Source organism: Coprococcus sp. RTP31081st1_H1_RTP31081_211007, assembly GCF_040227275.1.
Taxonomy (GTDB): domain Bacteria; phylum Bacillota; class Clostridia; order Lachnospirales; family Lachnospiraceae; genus Coprococcus; species Coprococcus aceti.
On the sequence record NZ_JBEHVP010000001.1, the window covers coordinates 553279 to 574152 of the forward strand.

Below are 20874 nucleotides of genomic sequence, written 5' to 3' on the forward strand. Positions count from 1 at the left end.
TTTTCCCTTAATTGTGATCAATTAATTCTTTGGCACCTCAAGAACAGCACCTCTGTTGCCTGATGTAACCATAGCTGCGTATCTTGCAAGATAGCCTGTTGTAACCTTTGGCTGTCTTGGCTTCCATGCAGCCTTTCTCTTTGCAAGCTCCTCGTCTGAGACATCGAGCTTGATGCTGAGGTTGTTGATATCGATCTCGATCATATCGCCTTCCTCAACAAGAGCGATAGGTCCGCCCACAGCAGCTTCAGGTGATACATGTCCGATGGACGCTCCACGGCTTGCTCCTGAGAATCTTCCGTCTGTGATAAGGGCAACTGATGAGCCAAGTCCCATACCAGCGATGGCTGATGTAGGGTTGAGCATCTCTCTCATACCAGGGCCTCCCTTTGGTCCCTCGTATCTGATGACTACCACGTCACCCTCTACGATCTTGCCGCCCTTGATAGCTGCGATTGCGTCCTCCTCACAGTCAAATACCCTTGCAGGGCCCTTGTGAGCCAGCATCTCAGGCACAACTGCTGAACGCTTTACTACAGAGCCGTCTGGTGCAAGGTTACCCTTGAGTACAGCCAGACCACCTGTAACTGTATATGGATTGTCCATAGGTCTGATGACCTCAGGATTCTTGTTTACACTATTGGCAACAGCCTCTCCTATTGTCTTGCCTGTAACTGTCATGCAGTCCTTGTTGATGAGTCCTGCATCTGCAAGCTGCTTGATAACCGCATACACACCACCGGCCTCATTGAGATCCTCCATGTATGTGTGGCCTGCAGGAGCAAGGTGACACAGGTTAGGTGTCTTTGCGCTGATCTCATTTGCAAATGAGATATCAAAGTCGAAACCGATCTCATGTGCGATGGCTGGAAGGTGGAGCATAGAGTTGGTTGAACATCCAAGTGCCATATCAACTGTAAGAGCGTTGATGATTGACTCCTTTGTGATGATGTCTCTAGGCTTGATGCCCTTTCTGTACATATCCATAACTGCCATTCCTGCATGCTTTGCAAGCTTAAGTCTCTCTGAATATACTGCAGGGATTGTTCCATTTCCAGGAAGTCCCATTCCAAGAGCCTCTGTCAGACAGTTCATAGAGTTTGCTGTGTACATACCTGAACATGATCCGCATGTAGGACATGTCTTGCACTCATACTCGTATACATCCTCCTCAGTCATGGTTCCGGCTGCGTATGAACCTACAGCCTCGAACATACTTGAAAGACTTGTCTTATTTCCCTTTACGTGTCCGGCAAGCATAGGGCCGCCAGATACAAATACTGTTGGGACATTTACTCTGGCTGCTGCCATGAGAAGTCCTGGAACGTTCTTGTCACAGTTAGGGATCATGACGAGCGCGTCAAACTGATGTGCTATAGCCATAGCCTCTGTTGAGTCTGCGATCAGATCTCTTGTAACCAGTGAATACTTCATTCCGATGTGTCCCATTGCTATACCATCACACACAGCGATCGCCGGGAACATAACAGGTGTACCACCTGCCATGGCAACTCCCATCTTTACTGCCTGTGCTATCTTGTCCAGGTTCATGTGACCTGGAACTATCTCATTGTATGAACATACGATACCTACTAAAGGTCTCTCCATCTCTTCCTTTGTCATGCCCAGTGCGTTGAACAGAGATCTGTGTGGTGCCTGCTGCATTCCAACCCTAACATTATCACTCTTCATCTTATTCTCCTCCAATAATGGTCCTTTCTATATTCTCTCGCAGATAAGATCACCCATCTCGGAACAGCTTACGAGCTGTGTTCCCTCTGAGTGGATATCTATTGTTCTGTATCCGTCCTTGAGAACCGTCTTTACAGCGTTCTCAACTGCATCTGCCTCCTTGTCGAGGTCAAATGTGTATCTGAGCATCATTGCCGCCGACAGGATGGTTGCTATCGGATTCGCCTTGTTCTGGCCTGCTATGTCAGGTGCCGATCCGCCTGATGGCTCATACATACCGAACTTTGTCTCGTTAAGTGATGCAGATGAAAGCATTCCGATAGAACCTGAGATCATGGATGCCTCGTCTGAGAGGATGTCTCCGAACATGTTCTCTGTGAGAACCACATCGAACTGTGCAGGATCCTTCACAAGCTGCATCGCGCAGTTGTCGACGAGCATGTGTTCAAGCTCAACCTCAGGGTAATCCTTTGCCACTTCCTCAACGACCTTTCTCCAGAGTCTTGATGAGTCAAGGACATTGGCCTTGTCAACGGATGTGACTTTCTTTCTTCTCTTCATAGCTATGTCAAATGCCTTGATGGCTATTCTTCTGATCTCGTTCTCATTGTATGTGAGGGTATCAACGGCTGTCATAACTCCGTCAACCTCCTCTGTGTGTCTCTCGCCGAAGTAGAGACCACCGGTGAGCTCTCTCATCATCATCATGTCAAATCCGCGCTCTGCGATCTCAGCCTTAAGTGGACATGCCTCCTTCAGCTCATCGTAGAGATTGGCTGGACGAAGGTTTGCGAAGAGGCCAAGCTCTTTTCTGATCTTCAGAAGTCCTGCCTCCGGGCGGAGATTTGGAGGGAGCTTATACCATGGTGATGTGGATGTATTTCCTCCGATTGAACCGAGAAGAACCGCATCCTTTGACTTTGCAACTGCCACTGCCTCGTCTGTGAGTGGCACGCCTGTCGCATCTATTGAACATCCGCCCATGAGGATCTGCTCATAGTCAAATGTATGTCCGAACTTCTCTCCAACTGTACCGAGAACCTTCATAGCCTCTGTGACTACCTCAGGGCCGATACCGTCGCCTTTTATTACGGCTAAATTACACTGCATTTTTGTCTCCTTCCTGTTTTGCCTTTCATGATATATCTTCACTCTGGCCAAACATGCTCATACTCTATTTATTTTTATTATTGATATAGTTGATGAGTCCCTCGCTCTTGATGATCTCCTGCATGAATGGAGGGAATGCCTGTCCCTTAAATTCTGTTCCCTGGGTTCTGTCATAGATCATACCGCTGTCGAAATCGATTTCCACGTCATCGCCTGCCTGGATAGCCTCTGCTGCCTCAGGGCACTCGATGATCGGAAGTCCGATATTGATGGCATTCCTATAGAAGATTCTGGCAAATGTCTCTGCGATTACGCAGCTTATTCCTGAAGCCTTGATGGCTATAGGTGCATGCTCTCTTGAAGATCCACAGCCGAAGTTCTTTCTTGCCACCATGATATCGCCCGGCTTTACGCGCTTTACGAAATCCTTATCTATATCTTCCATACAGCTCTTTGCGAGCTCTGCAGGATCTGATGAATTCAGGTATCTTGCAGGGATGATTACATCTGTATCTACGTTGTCACCGTATTTGTGTACTGTTCCATGTGCTTTCATAGTCTATCTCCTTTATCTCTTTTATAATCCAAGTTCGTCAGGACTGCTGATCTTACCTGTGATAGCTGAAGCTGCTGCAACAGCAGGACTGGCAAGATACACCTCTGAGTCTACGTGACCCATACGTCCTACGAAGTTACGGTTGGTTGTTGATACAGCTCTCTCTCCCGCTGCCATGACACCCATATGTCCTCCAAGACATGGGCCGCATGTAGGAGTTGAAACCACTGCTCCAGCCTTGACAAATATAGTCATGAGGCCTTCCTCAATACACTGAAGGTAGATATCCTGTGTTCCAGGGATGACGATAACTCTGACACCGTCAGCAACCTTTCTTCCCTTGATGATATCTGCCGCAATTCTCATATCTGATATACGTCCATTTGTACATGAACCGATGACTACCTGATCGATCTTGATATCTCCGACCTCATCGATAGTCTTTGTATTCTCTGGGAGATGAGGGAAAGCAACTGTCGGCTTAAGCTGTGACAGGTCGATGGTGTACTCTGCATCGTATACAGCGTCCTCGTCTGCCTCATACTTTGTATATGACTTTGTGCTGTGCTCCTTCATGTACTCCTCTGTAAGCTCATCGACAGGGAAGATACCATTCTTGGCACCTGCCTCGATGGCCATGTTCGCAATTGTAAATCTATCGTCCATTGTGAGGTTCTTGATTCCCTCTCCAACAAACTCCATAGACTTATAAAGCGCACCGTCAACACCGATCATACCGATGATGTGAAGGATGACGTCCTTACCACTGATCCACTTTGCCTTCTCTCCAACGATGTTGAACTTGATGGCTGATGGAACCTTGAACCAGGCCTTGCCTGTCACCATTCCTGCTGCCATATCTGTACTTCCGACACCTGTTGAGAATGCACCGAGTGCTCCGTATGTACATGTATGTGAGTCTGCTCCGATACATGTCTCACCAGCCACGATAAGTCCTTTCTCCGGAAGGAGCGCATGCTCGATACCCATTGCTCCGACATCGAAATAGTTCTCGATCTCATTTGCCGCTGAGAACTGTCTTACACACTTACAGTGCTCTGCACTCTTGATATCCTTGTTAGGTGTGAAGTGATCCATGACAAGTGCTATCTTCTTCTTGTCAAATACTTCCTTCTTGTTGAACTTCTCCATCTCGTGAATTGCGACCGGAGTTGTTACGTCATTTCCTAATACTAAATCCAAATCTGCCTCGATAAGCTGTCCTGCTTCAACTGATGGCAGTCCTGCATGAGCAGCTAAAATCTTCTGAGTCATGGTCATACCCATATTTATAGTCCTCCTATCATTTGTTTCTAAATACAAATTCTTACTCTTGATAATATCACTCATCTAGGTATAATTACAATATATAAAAAGAATAGTTATTATAACCTGGAGGAATATCATGATAAGTAATCTGAACAATTACGTTATTTTTCATACAGTCGCCAAAGCCGGCAACATCAGCAAGGCCGCAAATCAGCTCTACATCAGTCAGCCCGCGATAAGCAAGGCTATTTCCAAACTTGAAGAAGAACTTGGCAATGCGCTTTTTAACAGAAGTTCCAGAGGGGTAACTCTGACTGAAGAGGGACAGGTTCTCTATGAATATGTTGAGAGGGCATTTGACTCTCTGAATATGGGTGAGGAAAATCTGAAGAATTACAAGGAGCTTGGAATCGGTCACATAAGAATCGGCGTGAGCACATCCCTGTGCAAGCACATACTCCTGGACTATCTGAAGGACTTCATCAGGGAGAATCCAAACATCAAGTTCAGCATAGACTGCCACTCAACCGTGAACACCATCAAGCTTCTCAGAAACGAAGATATAGATATAGGCCTGATTTGCAACACAGAGCTTCCAAAGGGGATAGTCTACTCTCCTGTCAAGGAGATACATGACGTATTTGTGGCAAGCCCTGAATATCTGGATAATTTCTACGAGCGCGCAAATGGCAGAGATCAATACAGCTTTGCCGATGAGCTTTCAGGCAATATCAAGGGTAACATTATACCGCTGCTAAACTCAGGCTTAGCCTCTGCCACACACGGCGATGCAACAGATCAAGGTGCGGATAAAAAAAGCAGAGATACCGGACATTCATCCGGCATCTCTGCTTCTACCACTATTCATAACTCAAGTAACTCAGGTATGTCCAATATATCAACAGTCGACATCCTTGAAGGCTCCAACCTCATGGTTCTTGAGGAGGCAAATGTAACCCGTACCCACGTGGACGAGTATCTCCGCTCACAGGGCATAAGCTGCAGCCAGGTACTTGAAATCAACAACATGGATCTCCTCATCGACTTCGCCGCCATCGGCATGGGCGTTGCCAGCGTGGTACGTGAATTCGCACATGAACAACTCTCATCCGGTGTTATAACCGAACTTCCGCTTGACACTCCTATTCCGAGCAGGAGTGTCGGCTTCGCTTACTCAGGAATGAAGAATCAGAGCACAGCTATGAAGAAATTTATGGAGTGGGTAGGGGTGTGATTACATGCTTCTGTTTACTGTCCCACCTCAGCATAAACAGCATGATGCATATTCCAAACAGCGAAACCAGTGCGCCAGCCATAAGCCCAGGTGTTCTGTATGCAATTTCTATATCGTGACTGCCCGCATATATCTGGACCCCCATATTGCCTTTACCAAGGCGAATTTTTTCTGCCGGCTCTCCATCCACATATATCTTAAACCCATCATCATATGGATATGCGATATACAGGATACCTGGATTTTTCACATCCACACTTCCATAGAAAGTATTCTTTACAAATCCTGTACACTCAAGCGGACTATCAAGTATCTTCTCTTCTGCTTTCTCAAATTCATCTGCATTGTAATTGTATACCTTTACAAATCGCTCTCCAACACTTCCTGTTTTAGAGCTGGTCGCACCTCCTATAGTTATCCTGACATGTTGTCCTTTCTTTACGAGGCCGACATGTGACAACTGTTCTGTAACATATGACCCATTCGATACCCTGAGATCTCCGTCCACGATCATCTCCACATAGTGATCGCGGCTATCCTTGCTGTAGACATACATATCCATATCCGATGCCGCATCGAACTCGTAACGTGTCATCGGCACAAATGCATTTGACGTTCTGTATACACAATATCCCACAGATTCTTTAAGCGTATCCTGATTCAGATAAGAATTACTCCAATCCGATATATCAACCTCTGTAAATACATCTGATAAGAGCCCACAGCCACGCCTTATAAAATCATTCTGGTTTTCAAGGGGTGATTTATCAGCCTTCCATCCCTCGATATCATCATCAAGCACAAAGCCCATCATCTCCGGCATATCAGACTCATATATATTATATACATCATTATCATCAATCAGACTATATCCCGAATAAGTTCCCTTTTCCGGACTCAACACATATCTGACATTGTACATAAGGGAAGTAAGCGGTGTTGTGCCAGAGTATATATATTCAACATTGTCAAAGTGAGCAAGTCCCATACTGGAAAACGCTCTGATCGTATTTCCATTTGCCATGGATGAATACCAGTTTGTCTGAGAATATGGCGCATAATTCTCATAAACCATAGCGCTCTTTCTGGTGCCATTTTCTGTATCCAGGGAATTGTATACTGATTCCCACTGATCTAGTCTTACAGCATCTGTCAGAAGACAGTCCTCCGTCTTGCCCGGCATTACATATAATGCATTTCCCATAATCTCAGCTATCCAACAGCCACAGATAATGCACACAGCCACTCCCGGCTTTATGCTTCCTCTTCTGCAAAGCACGCACAGAATGGCTGCAAATGCCAGCATAAGCATAAATATAACATAGCCAAGCGGGGTACTCATCTCTCTGCTGTCAATAAGACTTGCCACAAATATTACGCCTGCCACCGCAGTACTTACAGCAATATACCTCAGTCTCATCTTACCAAGATTCATGAGAATTCGATATGCTGCAACAATTAATATAAACGTTAATATAAATGCAAACCTGTTTCCAAGTCCATGTGTGATCGTCATGCCATGGAACACGTAATTGAGCGGAAGATAGTTCAGGGCAAGCACTAGCAGGGCCATGGCTATACAGTATTTCACCCTCGTCTTCCAGTCGCACACATCAGACAGAATAAAAATGCAGGCAGCAAATATAACAATACTTCCACAATAACTGTTATTGCTGAACATAGATACACATTCCAGATCCTTCAGTGGATAGAACGAGGATATATACGCTCCAAACTGCCCCCACATCTGTGTTCCTTCAAGTCCCATATCAGTCACCGAAGACGCAGCTCTCATGACCACCAGTCCGGCAGGGATCAGAACCACTCCTGCGAGTAGAGCAGATAGCACCGAGCAGCCAGCAAACGAAAGTCCTCTGCATAGGAAATCTCTGACATTTTCCCGTTTTTCCAGCAAGAAATATATCACGGCAAACACACATATATAGAATGAAAAATAGAAATTGCATATGATAGACGCTGCCAAAGACAGCGTGTATAACATCCATCCTTTTCCATCTGACAGATGCTCTATGCCAAGTGCCACTATCGGAAGCAGAATAAGCCCATCAAGCCATATAATATTATGTCCATATGCAAGGACATACCCGGACAGTCCATATGCCATACTGCATGCCAGCTCTATGAACGTTGCAACTGTCTGGCTGTACCCATTCTCTATATTTTTCTTATTGGTATGTCTGAAAAAGTAAAGCGCCGTGACCGGCAGGCAGGCGGATTTTATGATGATAAGCAATACCATGGAAAGTTCCAGCCTGCTCTCTCCCAACATCAGAACGATGATATTGAACGGGCTCAGGCAGTAATACAGTGACTCCTGTACAGCATCGATTCCCATTCCCATCGACCAGATAAAGCTTCCTTTGCCACCTCCCGAAATCCATTCAAATAACATATGAAACATATTCTTATACTGCACATATGCATCATACGTCAGAAAACTTTTATCTCCGAACGGATATGCTTTCTGCAGAATCAGAATTACTGTATATATCAGAAATGTAACTAAGAATACAGCCGCATACAGAATCCCGCTCTTTTTATGTTTGTTTACTTCTCCTTGCTTTGTACCCATATCAATCCCCACTTAATTTATTGCGCTATCTGTTCTATGCAGCCTGTACCTTCTTTTTCCTGCTGCGTCTGAGATTCACCATGTATAATACAACTATGAGCCATCCTGCTGCAGATAACATAAGCCCTAGCTTAAAGCCATATGTTACATACCTGAATTCTATTGTATGTGTTCCTGCTGTCAGCTCCAGACCCACAAGCGCACCGTTTGCCAACGGTGTTATATCGGTCTTATTTCCATCAACATACGCTGTAAAGCCTCTGTAATAAGGAATTGATGTATACAATATACCATCCTCCTTTGCTGTCACCGTACCCTTTACATATGTAGATGTCACTGTGTCAAGTGAAAGTGTCCTATCCTTAATTGATTCCTTGCATTCCTGCATCTTGTCATCGTGATATTCATAGAAATCTATACACGTTACTCCTTTTTTAAGGACTGTGGACAGATTGACTGCCTGTATCTCGACCTTCTGCCCACTCTTCAGCTCGCCGAGATCAAGTACATCCTTTGGTGAGGGATAAGCGTCATACTCATTTATATCCGCTATCACATTTCCGTCTACAGTTACAATATTACACAGCTTATTTGCATCCTCAAGGCTCACATACAAATGCATATCCCTCGGAGCTGTAAACGTATAAATCTGTGTGGCATGGTAATCTTCATCGAGCGACACATTCATATATGTATAAGCATTTTTATCAGTCTTTCTCTCCAAAGTTACTCCATCCGGCAAGACCTGTCTATCCGGAGTGCATCCTCTATATTTCACATCAAAATCAGTCAGTTCATCCGGTGAAACATGAGTGAACACTCCTTCAACTCCCGACACATCTTTCACGAATTCATTCTGCACCTCAAACGGAACTACGTCTGACACATTCCAATCTTTTATACTGCCATCTGTAGAAAAGCCCGCTCCCACAGCATAGTCTGTTGTATACCATGCAATCTCATCATCTATATCGTACACATCGTTTTTCAGATTATAACTTTGCTCCTTTGTATATCCACCATAATATGCATCTGCATCCGATAATACATTTCTTACATTGAACATAAGCGCAGTTACCGGTGTAGTATTTCTGTATGCATATGTAGCGCCGTGTTCCTGATACACCATTCCAAGCGCATCAAAAAGCCATGTCACTTTTGTATTTATGATTGAAGAGAATATATTAGTGTCTGAATAGACTGTATTATTTTGTGACAAAATCCAGGATGTCTTTCTATTAAGATCACTGTTGTCCTTTTCATTATATATGGCTCTCCATCCGTCAGTCCCGCCTAGATGCTCCTTGCCCGTAGTATATGCATCCGTATTCACATATACGGCATTGGATATCAGTTCCACAAAAAGTATTACTATAAAATTCACAATCAGAGAATTTATCTTTATGCTGTTTCTGGCCTGCAATACAAATACCATAAACAAATATATAATAAGCAGAATCGTGACCATATAGCAGACTACATTTTGCACCTCATTGTTTGCCAGAAAAACGCCCCCAAGGAAAACCAGAAATACAACTCCGGTCAGTATCCCTTCCCGAATCCCCGGCTTCGTCCAGTTCACAGCACACTCAAAAGCTGAAACAATAAGAAGTATGACAAGAATAAAAGCATATCTGTAAGAATATAGATGTGGATATGTGAACCCATGAAGAACATACAGTGCCCCTGTCAGATTCAGACAGGCAACAAGCAGCGCTATCTCCACCAGTCTCTTAACTCTTGCCCGAAGCTGTATATTCCTGTTAAACACATATACAACCGCAAGGAAAAGCAGAGACAGTCCCATATACATATTCCTTGCATACAGAGTTCTTCCAGCTATATCTATATCATGTCCCCAGAAAAAGCTCTGGAACAAATTTGCAAAATTACCAAACTTGCTAAATGGTATATCTTCTGTGAGTGAACTTGCACCTTCTCTTCCAACTATCGCAAGGAAACACGGCACAAGTACAACACATGCACTGAGTGCAGCCGTCATAGATGTGAGTGCAAACTTCACTCCACGCTTCCAAAACATTTTCCAGCTATCCTTTTTCACATCGATAAACCATATCACAGCTATCATAGCCACAAACCACGAAAAATAGAAGTTGAATACAAATGACATGAAAAGCATCACAAAATAAAGTCTCACATCACCGCCCTCAATAAGTCTCTCAACGCCAAGCATCATAACAGGCACGAGAAGAAGGCATATAAGCCAAATGAGATTATACTGATATGCAAGCATATAATCGCACATGGAATAAGCCATTCCCATCACAACACAGAGTATGTCATTCAGCCATCCGTGCTGCATTTTATTTCTGCTGGTATGCGATAAGAAATAGGTCATAGTAACTCCGCAAAGTCCAACCTGAATACACATACTGACGATCATTCCCAGCTCCATATGTGAACCGCCGAACAAAACTGCTATTAGATTGACAGGACTTGCCAGATAATAAAAGAAATTAGTATAGAAATCATATCCTAGTCCCATGTCCCAACTGAAAAAAATTGATTTTCCCTGTCTTATCCTGCCTGATAATTCCACAAAAAACGCATAATACTGGGTATTAGAATCTCCAAGCAGTATAGTATTCTTTCCAAATGGATAACAGTCCGTCATCATCATATGTATCACTATACATATGATGGGAATCAGAAATGCCATTCCATACTTAACAATTTTTCTTGACCTGATTTTCTTTTTTTCCATAATTACTCCATCACTCCATATAACTTTGTATTTTTCCTTTTTCGACAGCATGTTGCATTATAAGTATCAATAACATAAGCAAGACCGCTGATATACTTATTCTCCATGACCAATGCTGAATCTTTGTCCCCTTATATTTTACAACAACTTTACCTGCCTCTGGCGAAACTGATATTTCTACCAATCCATCATTTAGACATTTGCTTACCGTCAGTTTCCGTCCATCAGCCATTATTGCTTCATATCCCTTATAATAATACTTTGGAACTATGCACTCCCCCGCAGTTTTACCCGCATCAAACTCATAGCTTCCGTCTGATCCATAGCGCCCCCGTATGTAAGTATCTTCGCACTTTACCATCCCGCTGCTTTCTGCTCCGACAGATGTTGCAAGATCCCCTTCTTCTGGAAGCCACTCCCAGAACCCTATGCTGTCTGTACTTCCTGCATTATCCGCATAACCTTCCGGATAGTTCACATAGCCACCAAGTTCTATATTCCATACCATATTCAGGCTAAAAATACCGATAAGTATGCTTCCAGCCGCACATAAACATGCATTTCTTCTGTATGATGGCAACAGCTTTATTATATCCACTGACTGAAGTGCAAGACCAAGTGCCACAAAGAATTCTGTGAACATATTCAGCCTCCACGGAAACTGTATACTGACAAATGGAGTTCTGTCGATAAGTTTCCATGGAAAAATCTTTGTCTCGCATATAAGAAGCACCGCCGCTGTCACAAGGCACATCAAAGCCTTTTTATTATATACTTTTTTATATATACTGACAAATACCATAAGTGCCAGTATTCCAATCTCAATGAATGCAACCGAATACTTTCCACTCACTATCGCGAGCAGTGTCTGAGTCTCCTCATGTGTGTAAAATGCCGGTTCATTGCTTACATAGAACCTTCCATCTGCAAATTGTTCAAGTACAGGAAGCCAATAATAACATGTAAGTACTGCACACGCAAGAGCTTCCATACACACAGCCCCAATAAGTCTTCTGCAAGCCGCAATTCTTTTCCATCTCGCACACACCCAGATTATTCCCATTACTACACATAATACAAAGCTTATCGTGTGTGAAAGCATAAGACACGAATATGATACACATAAAAGGCCTTTTCTACTGTGTCCCATCTCAGTCAGGTCGTAAAGAGCAAGAAACGCCAGTGGAATAAATACCATGGCAGCAATTTCGCCAAGTGCAAATCTGGTATATACATCCTCAAGATGATAATGTCCCATTGTGTAAAGCACCATAGTGACAACACCCGCGCAACGGCTTCTGCCAATGCTCCGCCCTGTATAATACGCAGTAAGTCCCGTACATATCATCAGTACATATATATATATCTTCATTGCAATCTCCGGTGATGCCCCCAGAAGTCTGAAGAGAACGGCTGGCAGCAAGAACAAATCAGGGTAAAATATTCCCATACCGTAGCCATACCCTTCCAACATAGTCTGATATATATATACAGGGTATCCCTGCCCTGACTTTAGCGCTTTGAGGATACTCTCCACCCTGAGCATATGAACCTGCTGGTCATCACCGTATGGCAGGCCTGTCTTAAAACAAGGGATCATACATACACCGCTTATCAGAAGCACCACCATTGCAATTTCCAGAATCTCTATTCTGTTTTTCTTTTTTTCTCTCACGCAGAATCTCCTCCCGGTCGTCAAAGCTCTGCCACATCATCCCCGGCAGTCAGTACGCATAAATATAAAGACAAACGGGGACAGGTATGGAATCTACTCTCACCTGTCCCCGTATTCTCAGTCATCTAAAACTGTTTATGACTCCTGCACATCTGTGCTATTTTTATTGGTATATCACCGGATATAATCCGTGTGACATGATTTCATCTTACTTAAAATACTCCACACCACTCTCGAATATCTTCTGGTTCTGGTCGCCGTATACGTTTACAGCTACAGCCTGTCCGATACGCTCTGAGTGACCCATCTTACCAAGGACACGTCCGTCTGGGCTTGTGATACCCTCGATCGCATAGTATGAACCGTTGACGTTGTAGTACTCGTCCATGGTTGGGTTGCCGTTCATGTCGACATACTGTGTTGCAACCTGTCCATTTGCAAAGAGCTTCTCGCACCATTCCTTGCTTGCAACGAAACGACCCTCACCGTGTGAGATAGGAATTGTGTATACTCCGCCGAGCTCTGCCTTCTTCAGCCATGGACTCTTGTTTGTTACAACCTTGGTGTATACCATCTTGGACTGATGACGTCCGATGCTGTTCATTGTCAGTGTAGGTGAATCATCTGTCTGTGGTCTGATCTCGCCGTAAGGCACAAGACCGAGCTTGATGAGTGCCTGGAATCCGTTACAGATACCAAGTGCAAGTCCGTCCCTCTCGTTCAGGAGCTTCATAACTTCCTCTGAGATCTTCGCATTACGGAATGCAGTTGCTATGAACTTACCTGATCCGTCTGGCTCATCACCGGCTGAGAATCCGCCTGGGAACATGATGATCTGTGAATCGCCGATTGCCTTTGCAAATGCGTCAACAGAATCTCTGATTCCCTGTGCTGTCATATTTCTGAATACTATCGTCTGTACGTCTGCACCAGCTCTCTCAAATGCCTTTGCTGAGTCGTACTCACAGTTTGTACCAGGGAATACAGGTATGAATACCTTTGGCTTTGCAACCTTGTTCCTTGATGTGTAAACTGTCTTGGCGTCGAAGAGGCCAGTCTTGATCTCTGTCTGTGGAACATTTGACTCTGTTGGGAATACCTTCTCAAGAGTCTTTGTCCATGCTGCAAGAGCCTCGTCCATAGTGATCGTGACATCCTTGTATGTAAATACAGGCTCCTTTATAACCTTACCTATCTTCTTGACAGGAATTCCGAGCTGATCAAGATCTGCTGCCTTAACCTCAAGAATGATAGCGCCATAGTTCTTGGCAACAAGATCCTTCTTGCTGACTGTATCCTCAAGCTCAACACCGAGCTTATTTCCAAATGCCATCTTGCTGACAGCCTCTATTATACCGCCAAATCCAACTGCATATGCAGACTGGATCTTGCCCTCCTTGATCTTCTTGTTCAGGAGGTCATACATGTACAGAACATTCTCATATACAGGTATGTCGTTCTCGTCCTTCTCTATATCCATCTCCACAAGAACATTGCCTGCCTTCTTGAGCTCAGGTGTAACAACGTCCATGTAGCTTGCCACATCGACTGCAAATGATACAAGTGTTGGAGGTACATCTATATCATTGAATGTACCTGACATACTGTCCTTTCCACCGATAGACGGAAGTCCAAGTCCTATCTGAACATCATATGCTCCGAGGAGTGCTGCCAGTGGCTGTCCCCATCTGTATGGGTCTGTTCCAAGTCTCTTGAAATATTCCTGGAATGTAAGTCTGATCTTGCTTACATCTCCACCTGCTGCAGCTATCTTGGCTGCTGATGTAACAACCGCATATACTGAACCATGATATGGGCTCCAGCTTGACAGATATGGGTCAAATCCGTAGCTCATCATGGTAATAGTGTCTGTCTTACCCTTGAGTACAGGCAGCTTTGCGATCATTGTCTGTGTAGGTGTGAGCTGATACTTACCACCGTAAGGCATTGTGACTGTTCCTGCTCCGATAGAGCTGTCGAACATCTCCACAAGTCCTTTCTGTGAGCACACATTCAGATCTGACAGTGTATCGAGCCATGCCTTCTTGACATCCTCAGGCTCCTTAACTGAATCAAAGTAATTGTCTGCCTTGCTTGGAACTTCAACCTTGACCTGTGTCTCCTGATGAGCACCATTTGTGTTGAGGAATGCACGTGAGATATTCACGATGTCCTTGCCTCTCCACTTAAGGATAAGTCTAGGCTCCTCTGTAACCTTTGCAACTACTACAGCCTCGAGGTTCTCCTCCTCAGCGTATCCGAGCATAGTGTCAACATCCTTAGGATCGACAACTATAGCCATACGCTCCTGGGACTCTGATATTGCAAGCTCTGTACCGTCAAGACCTGCGTACTTCTTTGGCACCTTGTCAAGATCTACCACAAGTCCGTCTGCCAGCTCTCCGATGGCAACTGACACACCGCCGGCACCAAAATCGTTACACTTCTTTATAATAGATGAAACCTCTTCTCTTCTGAAGAGTCTCTGGATCTTTCTCTCTGTAGGTGGGTTACCCTTCTGAACCTCAGCACCACATGTCTCGAGTGAGTGTGATGTGTGAGCCTTGGATGAACCTGTTGCTCCACCACAGCCATCACGGCCTGTACGTCCGCCGAGCAGGATGATTACATCTCCCGGATCAGATGTGAGACGCTTTACAGCACGTCTTGGAGCTGCACCCATAACTGCTCCGATCTCCATTCTCTTTGCAACATAATCTGGATGATATATCTCATTTACAAGGCCTGTTGCAAGACCGATCTGGTTACCATATGAGCTGTAACCATGGGCTGCTGTTGTCACGATCTTACGCTGTGGAAGCTTGCCCTCCATTGTGTCCTTGAGAGACTTTGTAGGATCAGCCGCACCGGTAACTCTCATAGCCTGGTATACGTAACCTCTTCCTGAAAGTGGGTCTCTGATAGCTCCGCCAAGACATGTTGCAGCGCCACCGAATGGCTCTATCTCTGTAGGATGGTTGTGAGTCTCGTTCTTGAAGAATACGAGCCACTCTTCCTCTACTCCGTCTACAACTACAGGGACAACTATGGAACATGCGTTGATCTCGTCTGACACTTCCATGTCATCGAGCTTGCCTGCTGCCTTGAGCTGTTTCATACCCATCAGGGCTATATCCATGAGACATACAAACTTGTCATCTCTGTCCTTGTACATCTCTTTCATCTCTGCTCTGTATGCATCAAATGTCTTCTCAAGAAGATCCTTGTAATCTCCGTCATCAAATTCTACGTCTGTGAGCTCTGTTGAGAATGTTGTATGACGGCAGTGATCTGACCAGTATGTATCGAGAACTCTGATCTCGGTCATGGATGGATCTCTCTTCTCCTCACCCTTGAAATAGTTCTGGATGTGAAGGAAATCCTTGAATGTCATGGCAAGTCCAAGTGAGTCATAAAGCTCCTTAAGATCTGCCTCTGCCATGTCCTTGAATCCGTCAAATATATGAACATCGGCTGGCTCAGGGAACTCTGTAACCAGAGTCTCAGGAATCTCCATACCGCATATTCTTGAATCAACAGGGTTTACACAGTAGTCCATGACAGCCTTCATCTGCTCGTCTGTCACGTCGCCCGAAAGTACATATGTTGTGGCAGTCTTGATAACAGGCTCCTCATCCTCTGCAAGAAGCTTTACACACTGCTCTGCTGAATCGGCTCTCTGATCGAACTGACCTGGGAGCGCCTCTACTGAGAACACCTTATCTGTGGCAGCAAGCTCAGGCTCACCCTCATAGATCACATCTACAGGCGGCTCAGCAAATACTGTCTCAAGAGCCTTTGCATATGTCTCATCTGATATGTTCTCAATATCATACCTGACAAGCACTCTCACATACTCAGCCTTGATACCCAGATAGTTCTTAATCTCTTCGTGAAGTTCCTTCGCCTTGACCGCATAGTCAGGCTTTTTCTCAACATACACTCTCTTGACCTTACTCATGTCATACCTCCATAGTAAAAGCGTTTTTGTTATTTCAATTCTTTAATAATAGCATTTATCTTGTTTTTTTTGTAGTAGTTTTTATCTTTTTGCCGATTTTCAGCTTATTTAAGTATAAAATTGTATCTTAACCCTGCATTTTCACCAAATATGTCATAACTTTTCCATGCTAGTTATGCAGTCTTCGTATCATCTTAAATATCACCGAATTCTGGTATATCATAGGTGAATTCTGACAGTAGAATATGATTCCATCCGTCGGTGCGTATATGTCCGTCGTATTCTCGCCCGTCATCGGATTGATGATATTTGCAATTATGTCGCCTCGTACAACCTCGTCTCCCGGCTGGACAAGCTTCTTGAAGAAGCCGGCGGCATGCTCGGACCTTATGCTGAGCAGATCCTCCTCGTCCATGATGGTGGAAATGTATCCCGCATGGCAGTTGTATCTTATAACGCCCATACGTGTCAGGAATCTGAGCACTGAGGACACCGCCTGATTGGCACTCTCACCATTGATGGTGTCGGTAACTCCCGAATATACCGAGAAAGCCTCCGTGCCGCGCATCTGCCAGTTGTAGTTGAGCGTTGCCTTATCATATGATCTAGGCTCCGCTGTCAATACATACGGCATACCGAACTGGCTGGCAAGGCTGTTGCTCTGCTTGCCTGTCTCTATCATCCTGACGTGCGGGATAAACTCACCATCCATATAGAAGCTCGCAAACTGTATTCCGTATGCGTAGCCGGTGACCTTCTCCATCACCGCCGCTGCAATACGGCTTGTCGCCTGACCTTCAGGATTGCCTGGGAATGATCTGTTTATATCTGAATTGTCTGTTATCCAGTATTTCTTGCCCACATTGAACGAGCTGTAATTGATTGATGGTATCAGAAGTATCTTCTTCCCTGATACTATGGCGCCCCTCGCCTCCAGCTCCCCAAGCTTTTTTGCCAGAAGTGAGCTTATGTAGAGCTGCTGAAATTCATTTCCTCTCATGGCACCAACTATGCATGCAGCCTTGTCTCCGCTGCCATAGGAAAATCCCTGTATCTCGTACTCTCCTCTGTAGGCTGTATTCATGGAATATATGATCTCTTTATTCATGGCCACCTCCGAAAATTCTGGCCACAAGTGACCCCTCTTCTATAACCGGATATTCTCTCAGCGAGAACACAATGCCGCTTCTCGGCGACCTGATGGTCTCCTCCACCGAGCCCGTGAGCACATTTACAATTCTTCCTATGATCTCTCCCTGCTGTATATATTCTGAGTGCTTTGCCACAGGAAGGAAGATTCCGCTGCTCTCAGCATTTACAAATACAACATCCTTGTCTTTTGCAAATTTAGGCTTATGTGCAGTCTCGACTTCGCCCTGCCATATTCCCATCTTCTTCATAAGAGAGAACAGTCCGTCCACTATCTGGTTCGAGTAATCGTAATCTATCTTGAGGGCAACGCCGGACTCCACTACCATACTCTTGACTCCGATCTCGTTGAGGGCATGTGCAAGACTTCCCTCCATGACCGTAGACGACGGATGTATCCATACAACATCCACATTCATGCACGCAACATACGGAGCAAGATCCGATGCCACGTCAGAATTAACCCTGACCTGTGGGATCTCCTTGATGTACACACTGCTGGAATGGACATCAACACAAATGTCCGCCCCCTCTATGTCCTTCATGACCTTTGCCGCTGTGTACTCTCCCACAGTTCCGTCCTTGGAACCCTGGAACAGAGTGTTCATATCAATGTCAAATACCGGCACATCCCTGTACTGCGCCTCAAGTCCCATCGGATTGATAAATGGATATACATCCACGATTCCAGTAAGCTTGTCAAAATCCTTCTTGATCCTTCTGATCAGTTCATAACATATGTACTGTCCGGCAACCTCATCCCCATGTATACCGGACACAATACACAGCCTCTTTTCATTTCCAGTTGGGAAATCCGGAGCCAGATGGTTCTTCTTCACCCTCATGACTTCCCCGATCAGCATGTTAGCTGATACTACAGTTTCTATCATATTTTGTCCACCTTGTATTATTTATTCGTTAGTAATTTTGCAAATTATCCCGGTACATAAAGAAAAGCAGGGTACTTGCCGTATCCTGCTTCTTGTACCTAAGTTATTATACATGATAACTGTCAGTTCTTCAAGGTATGTTGCCTACTCTGTGAGCCTGTTATGCCCTTTTCTTATACTCTATTCTGAGCTTGTCCGCTATGAGTGCGATAAACTCGGAATTTGTCGGTTTGCCTTTTCCCGCATTCACTGTATATCCAAACAAATCGTTGATGGTGTCTATCTGACCTCTGTTCCACGCCACCTCTATGGCATGCCTTATGGCTCTCTCCACGCTGGAGGATGTGGTCTTATATTTCTTCGCTATCGTCGGATAGAGAAGCTTTGTTATGTAGTTCAGCATGTTCACATCGTTGACCGCCATGATGATGCCCTCACGGATGTACTGGTAGCCCTTTATATTTGCAGGAATACCTATATCCCTGATGATATCCGTCACATCGCTCTCTATAGTATTCTCTATCTTGTGTGCCATACTCTTCTCTGTGAGACATGTAAGCTTGTCGTTCAGCCCTGACTCAAGCTCCTTCTTCTTCATATACATCTGTCTGAGCCTTGTCACAAGCTGCACCGGATTGTACGGCTTCAGGATATAATATGTCGCACCCATCTCAAATGCACATCTTATAAGTCTCTGTGATGACACCGATGTGAGTACCACAAATATCGTATTCTGATATTCAGGCAGTTCACTCATATGCTCCATCACTCCCAGGCCATCCATTCCCGAAAGGCAAATGTCCAGTATCACTATATCCGGCTTGTAGAGCTTTATTGATTCCACCGCTTCATCCCCGGTGCTGACCATATCAACTACTCTCATCTCGTCCTTTGATGCATATGTGGCGATCTGTTTTGCTATCTGTGTGCTGTCGCCATCAGCAATTACAATTTCGATCCCTTTGTTTCCCATAGTATCTCCCTTGTTATGTATAAATTTACAGGATTAAGCGCTTATCCCAACTACTCTATAATAATATTAAATATGATATAATTTGTCAAGTGCTTTTAATATCATTTTTAATATCACATATTATGACAACATTTTACTACAAATTACCCTGCATTTCTCATCTTCGCTTCCAGTCTTATCTTGTCGGCAATGAGAGCGACAAATTCTGAGTTCGTAGGCTTTCCTTTGCCCGCACTTATGGTGTAACCAAACAGTTCGTTGATAGTCTCTATCTTTCCTCTGCTCCAGGCCACCTCTATGGCATGTCTTATGGCTCTCTCCACCCTTGATGCAGTTGTGCCGTACATCTGGGCGATCGTTGGATAAAGCTGCTTTGTTATAGAATTCAAAATATCCATATCCCCCACAGCTATGACTATCGCGCTTCGGAGATACTGGTAGCCTTTGATGTGCGCCGGGACTCCTATCTCGTGGATTATCCTGGTCACCACCGCCTCCAGCTCGTCCGTCTTCTGCTCATTTTCATCCATCTTCAGAAGCTGGGTTGTATTGCTTCCGCGTCCTTTACATGCATCATCAAGCACACCTCTGACCTTTTTCTCATCGTATGGCTGTTCAAGCAGTCTCACCACTGCCTTGTCACCTATCGTCGAAAATACAAAGTCCAGATAATTTCTGTGCTGCTTCGATGAACAGAGCACAAATTTGACATTTCTCAGGTTCTTATTTCCAGATACGCCCTCGACCATATCCGTGATATCCGTACCGGGTATAACCTCGTCCGCGATCACTATGTCTGGCTTATCTTCTGCAATTTTCTTCACAGCTTCGTCACCCTTCTCACAACATCCAATGTACTCATAATCAGGCATATCCTCAAATACGTGCTTTAGCTGTTCAATTTCTCTTTTGTCATGTTTTACCATCATAACTTTAACATGACTCATGTTATACTCCTTCCCAAGTATAGTGACGGAATAACAATATTTACTTTTTTATTCCTGTTATTCCACTACAAACATTATATATAAATGTAGTTTTCTTGGG

The 20874-nt window shown here is 44.5% G+C and carries 13 protein-coding genes; 1 reads left to right on the top strand and 12 read right to left on the bottom strand.

Going from position 1 to position 20874, the window contains the following annotated elements; genetic code table 11:
* Positions 1-21: 21 nt before the first annotated feature.
* The 4 genes from ilvD to leuC form a co-directional block, all read right to left on the bottom strand.
* Positions 22-1692: a dihydroxy-acid dehydratase gene (gene ilvD / locus ABUA31_RS02410; RefSeq protein ID WP_015533540.1), complete on the bottom strand. Its 1671-nt coding sequence runs from the start codon at positions 1690-1692 to the stop codon at positions 22-24.
* Positions 1693-1719: 27 nt separating this feature from the next.
* Positions 1720-2802, bottom strand: a complete 1083-nt coding sequence (leuB, locus tag ABUA31_RS02415; protein WP_349818541.1) for a 3-isopropylmalate dehydrogenase — start codon at positions 2800-2802, stop codon at positions 1720-1722.
* A gap of 64 nt (positions 2803-2866) precedes the next feature.
* A complete protein-coding gene (gene leuD, locus ABUA31_RS02420) occupies positions 2867-3358 on the bottom strand; it encodes a 3-isopropylmalate dehydratase small subunit (protein WP_022216080.1) in 492 nt (163 codons plus the stop codon).
* Between the two features lie 21 nt (positions 3359-3379).
* The gene (gene leuC, locus ABUA31_RS02425; protein WP_022216079.1) at positions 3380-4645 is read right to left on the bottom strand and encodes a 3-isopropylmalate dehydratase large subunit; all 1266 of its coding nucleotides are present in this window, start codon (positions 4643-4645) and stop codon (positions 3380-3382) included.
* Between the two features lie 118 nt (positions 4646-4763).
* Here leuC and ABUA31_RS02430 point away from each other — a divergent pair, with 118 nt between their 5' ends.
* Entirely contained in the window at positions 4764-5861 is a 1098-nt protein-coding gene (locus ABUA31_RS02430; RefSeq protein ID WP_349818540.1) for a LysR family transcriptional regulator, read from the top strand.
* Here the strand turns inward: ABUA31_RS02430 and ABUA31_RS02435 are convergent.
* The 8 genes from ABUA31_RS02435 to spo0A (ABUA31_RS02470) all read right to left on the bottom strand — a co-directional run bounded on the left by ABUA31_RS02435 (position 5839) and on the right by spo0A (ABUA31_RS02470) (position 20774).
* A complete protein-coding gene (locus ABUA31_RS02435; RefSeq protein WP_349818539.1) occupies positions 5839-8454 on the bottom strand; it encodes a YfhO family protein in 2616 nt (871 codons plus the stop codon). The two genes, ABUA31_RS02430 and ABUA31_RS02435, sit on opposite strands and share 23 nt — an antisense overlap.
* A 34-nt stretch (positions 8455-8488) precedes the next feature.
* Positions 8489-11179: a YfhO family protein gene (locus tag ABUA31_RS02440; RefSeq protein WP_055272717.1), complete on the bottom strand. Its 2691-nt coding sequence runs from the start codon at positions 11177-11179 to the stop codon at positions 8489-8491.
* A 10-nt stretch (positions 11180-11189) separates the two neighbouring features.
* Entirely contained in the window at positions 11190-12854 is a 1665-nt protein-coding gene (locus tag ABUA31_RS02445) for a DUF6541 family protein (protein ID WP_349818538.1), read from the bottom strand.
* Between the two features lie 208 nt (positions 12855-13062).
* A complete protein-coding gene (locus tag ABUA31_RS02450) occupies positions 13063-16815 on the bottom strand; it encodes a phosphoribosylformylglycinamidine synthase (RefSeq protein ID WP_173795640.1) in 3753 nt (1250 codons plus the stop codon).
* 169 nt (positions 16816-16984) lie between these two features.
* Positions 16985-17923 (bottom strand): M14 family metallopeptidase, encoded by a 939-nt coding sequence (locus ABUA31_RS02455; RefSeq protein ID WP_015533548.1) that lies wholly within the window; start codon positions 17921-17923, stop codon positions 16985-16987.
* A complete protein-coding gene (locus ABUA31_RS02460; RefSeq protein WP_349818537.1) occupies positions 17916-18854 on the bottom strand; it encodes a M14 family metallopeptidase in 939 nt (312 codons plus the stop codon). The genes ABUA31_RS02455 and ABUA31_RS02460 overlap by 8 nt, the downstream gene beginning before the upstream one ends.
* A 160-nt stretch (positions 18855-19014) precedes the next feature.
* Complete coding sequence (gene spo0A / locus ABUA31_RS02465; protein WP_015533550.1) at positions 19015-19827, bottom strand: sporulation transcription factor Spo0A; 813 nt, start codon at positions 19825-19827, stop codon at positions 19015-19017.
* A gap of 143 nt (positions 19828-19970) precedes the next feature.
* Positions 19971-20774: a sporulation transcription factor Spo0A gene (spo0A, locus tag ABUA31_RS02470; RefSeq protein ID WP_015533551.1), complete on the bottom strand. Its 804-nt coding sequence runs from the start codon at positions 20772-20774 to the stop codon at positions 19971-19973.
* Positions 20775-20874 lie beyond the last annotated feature (100 nt).

Coding starts and splice junctions, on each gene's coding strand:
- spo0A (WP_015533550.1), bottom strand. CDS start 19,827: ATGGGAAACAAAGGGATCGAAATTGTAATTGCTGATGGCGACAGCACA.
- leuD (WP_022216080.1), bottom strand. CDS start 3,358: ATGAAAGCACATGGAACAGTACACAAATACGGTGACAACGTAGATACA.
- spo0A (WP_015533551.1), bottom strand. CDS start 20,774: ATGAGTCATGTTAAAGTTATGATGGTAAAACATGACAAAAGAGAAATT.
- ABUA31_RS02450 (WP_173795640.1), bottom strand. CDS start 16,815: ATGAGTAAGGTCAAGAGAGTGTATGTTGAGAAAAAGCCTGACTATGCG.
- ilvD (WP_015533540.1), bottom strand. CDS start 1,692: ATGAAGAGTGATAATGTTAGGGTTGGAATGCAGCAGGCACCACACAGA.
- ABUA31_RS02430 (WP_349818540.1), top strand. CDS start 4,764: ATGATAAGTAATCTGAACAATTACGTTATTTTTCATACAGTCGCCAAA.
- leuC (WP_022216079.1), bottom strand. CDS start 4,645: ATGGGTATGACCATGACTCAGAAGATTTTAGCTGCTCATGCAGGACTG.
- ABUA31_RS02440 (WP_055272717.1), bottom strand. CDS start 11,179: ATGGAAAAAAAGAAAATCAGGTCAAGAAAAATTGTTAAGTATGGAATG.
- ABUA31_RS02435 (WP_349818539.1), bottom strand. CDS start 8,454: ATGGGTACAAAGCAAGGAGAAGTAAACAAACATAAAAAGAGCGGGATT.
- leuB (WP_349818541.1), bottom strand. CDS start 2,802: ATGCAGTGTAATTTAGCCGTAATAAAAGGCGACGGTATCGGCCCTGAG.
- ABUA31_RS02455 (WP_015533548.1), bottom strand. CDS start 17,923: ATGAATAAAGAGATCATATATTCCATGAATACAGCCTACAGAGGAGAG.
- ABUA31_RS02460 (WP_349818537.1), bottom strand. CDS start 18,854: ATGATAGAAACTGTAGTATCAGCTAACATGCTGATCGGGGAAGTCATG.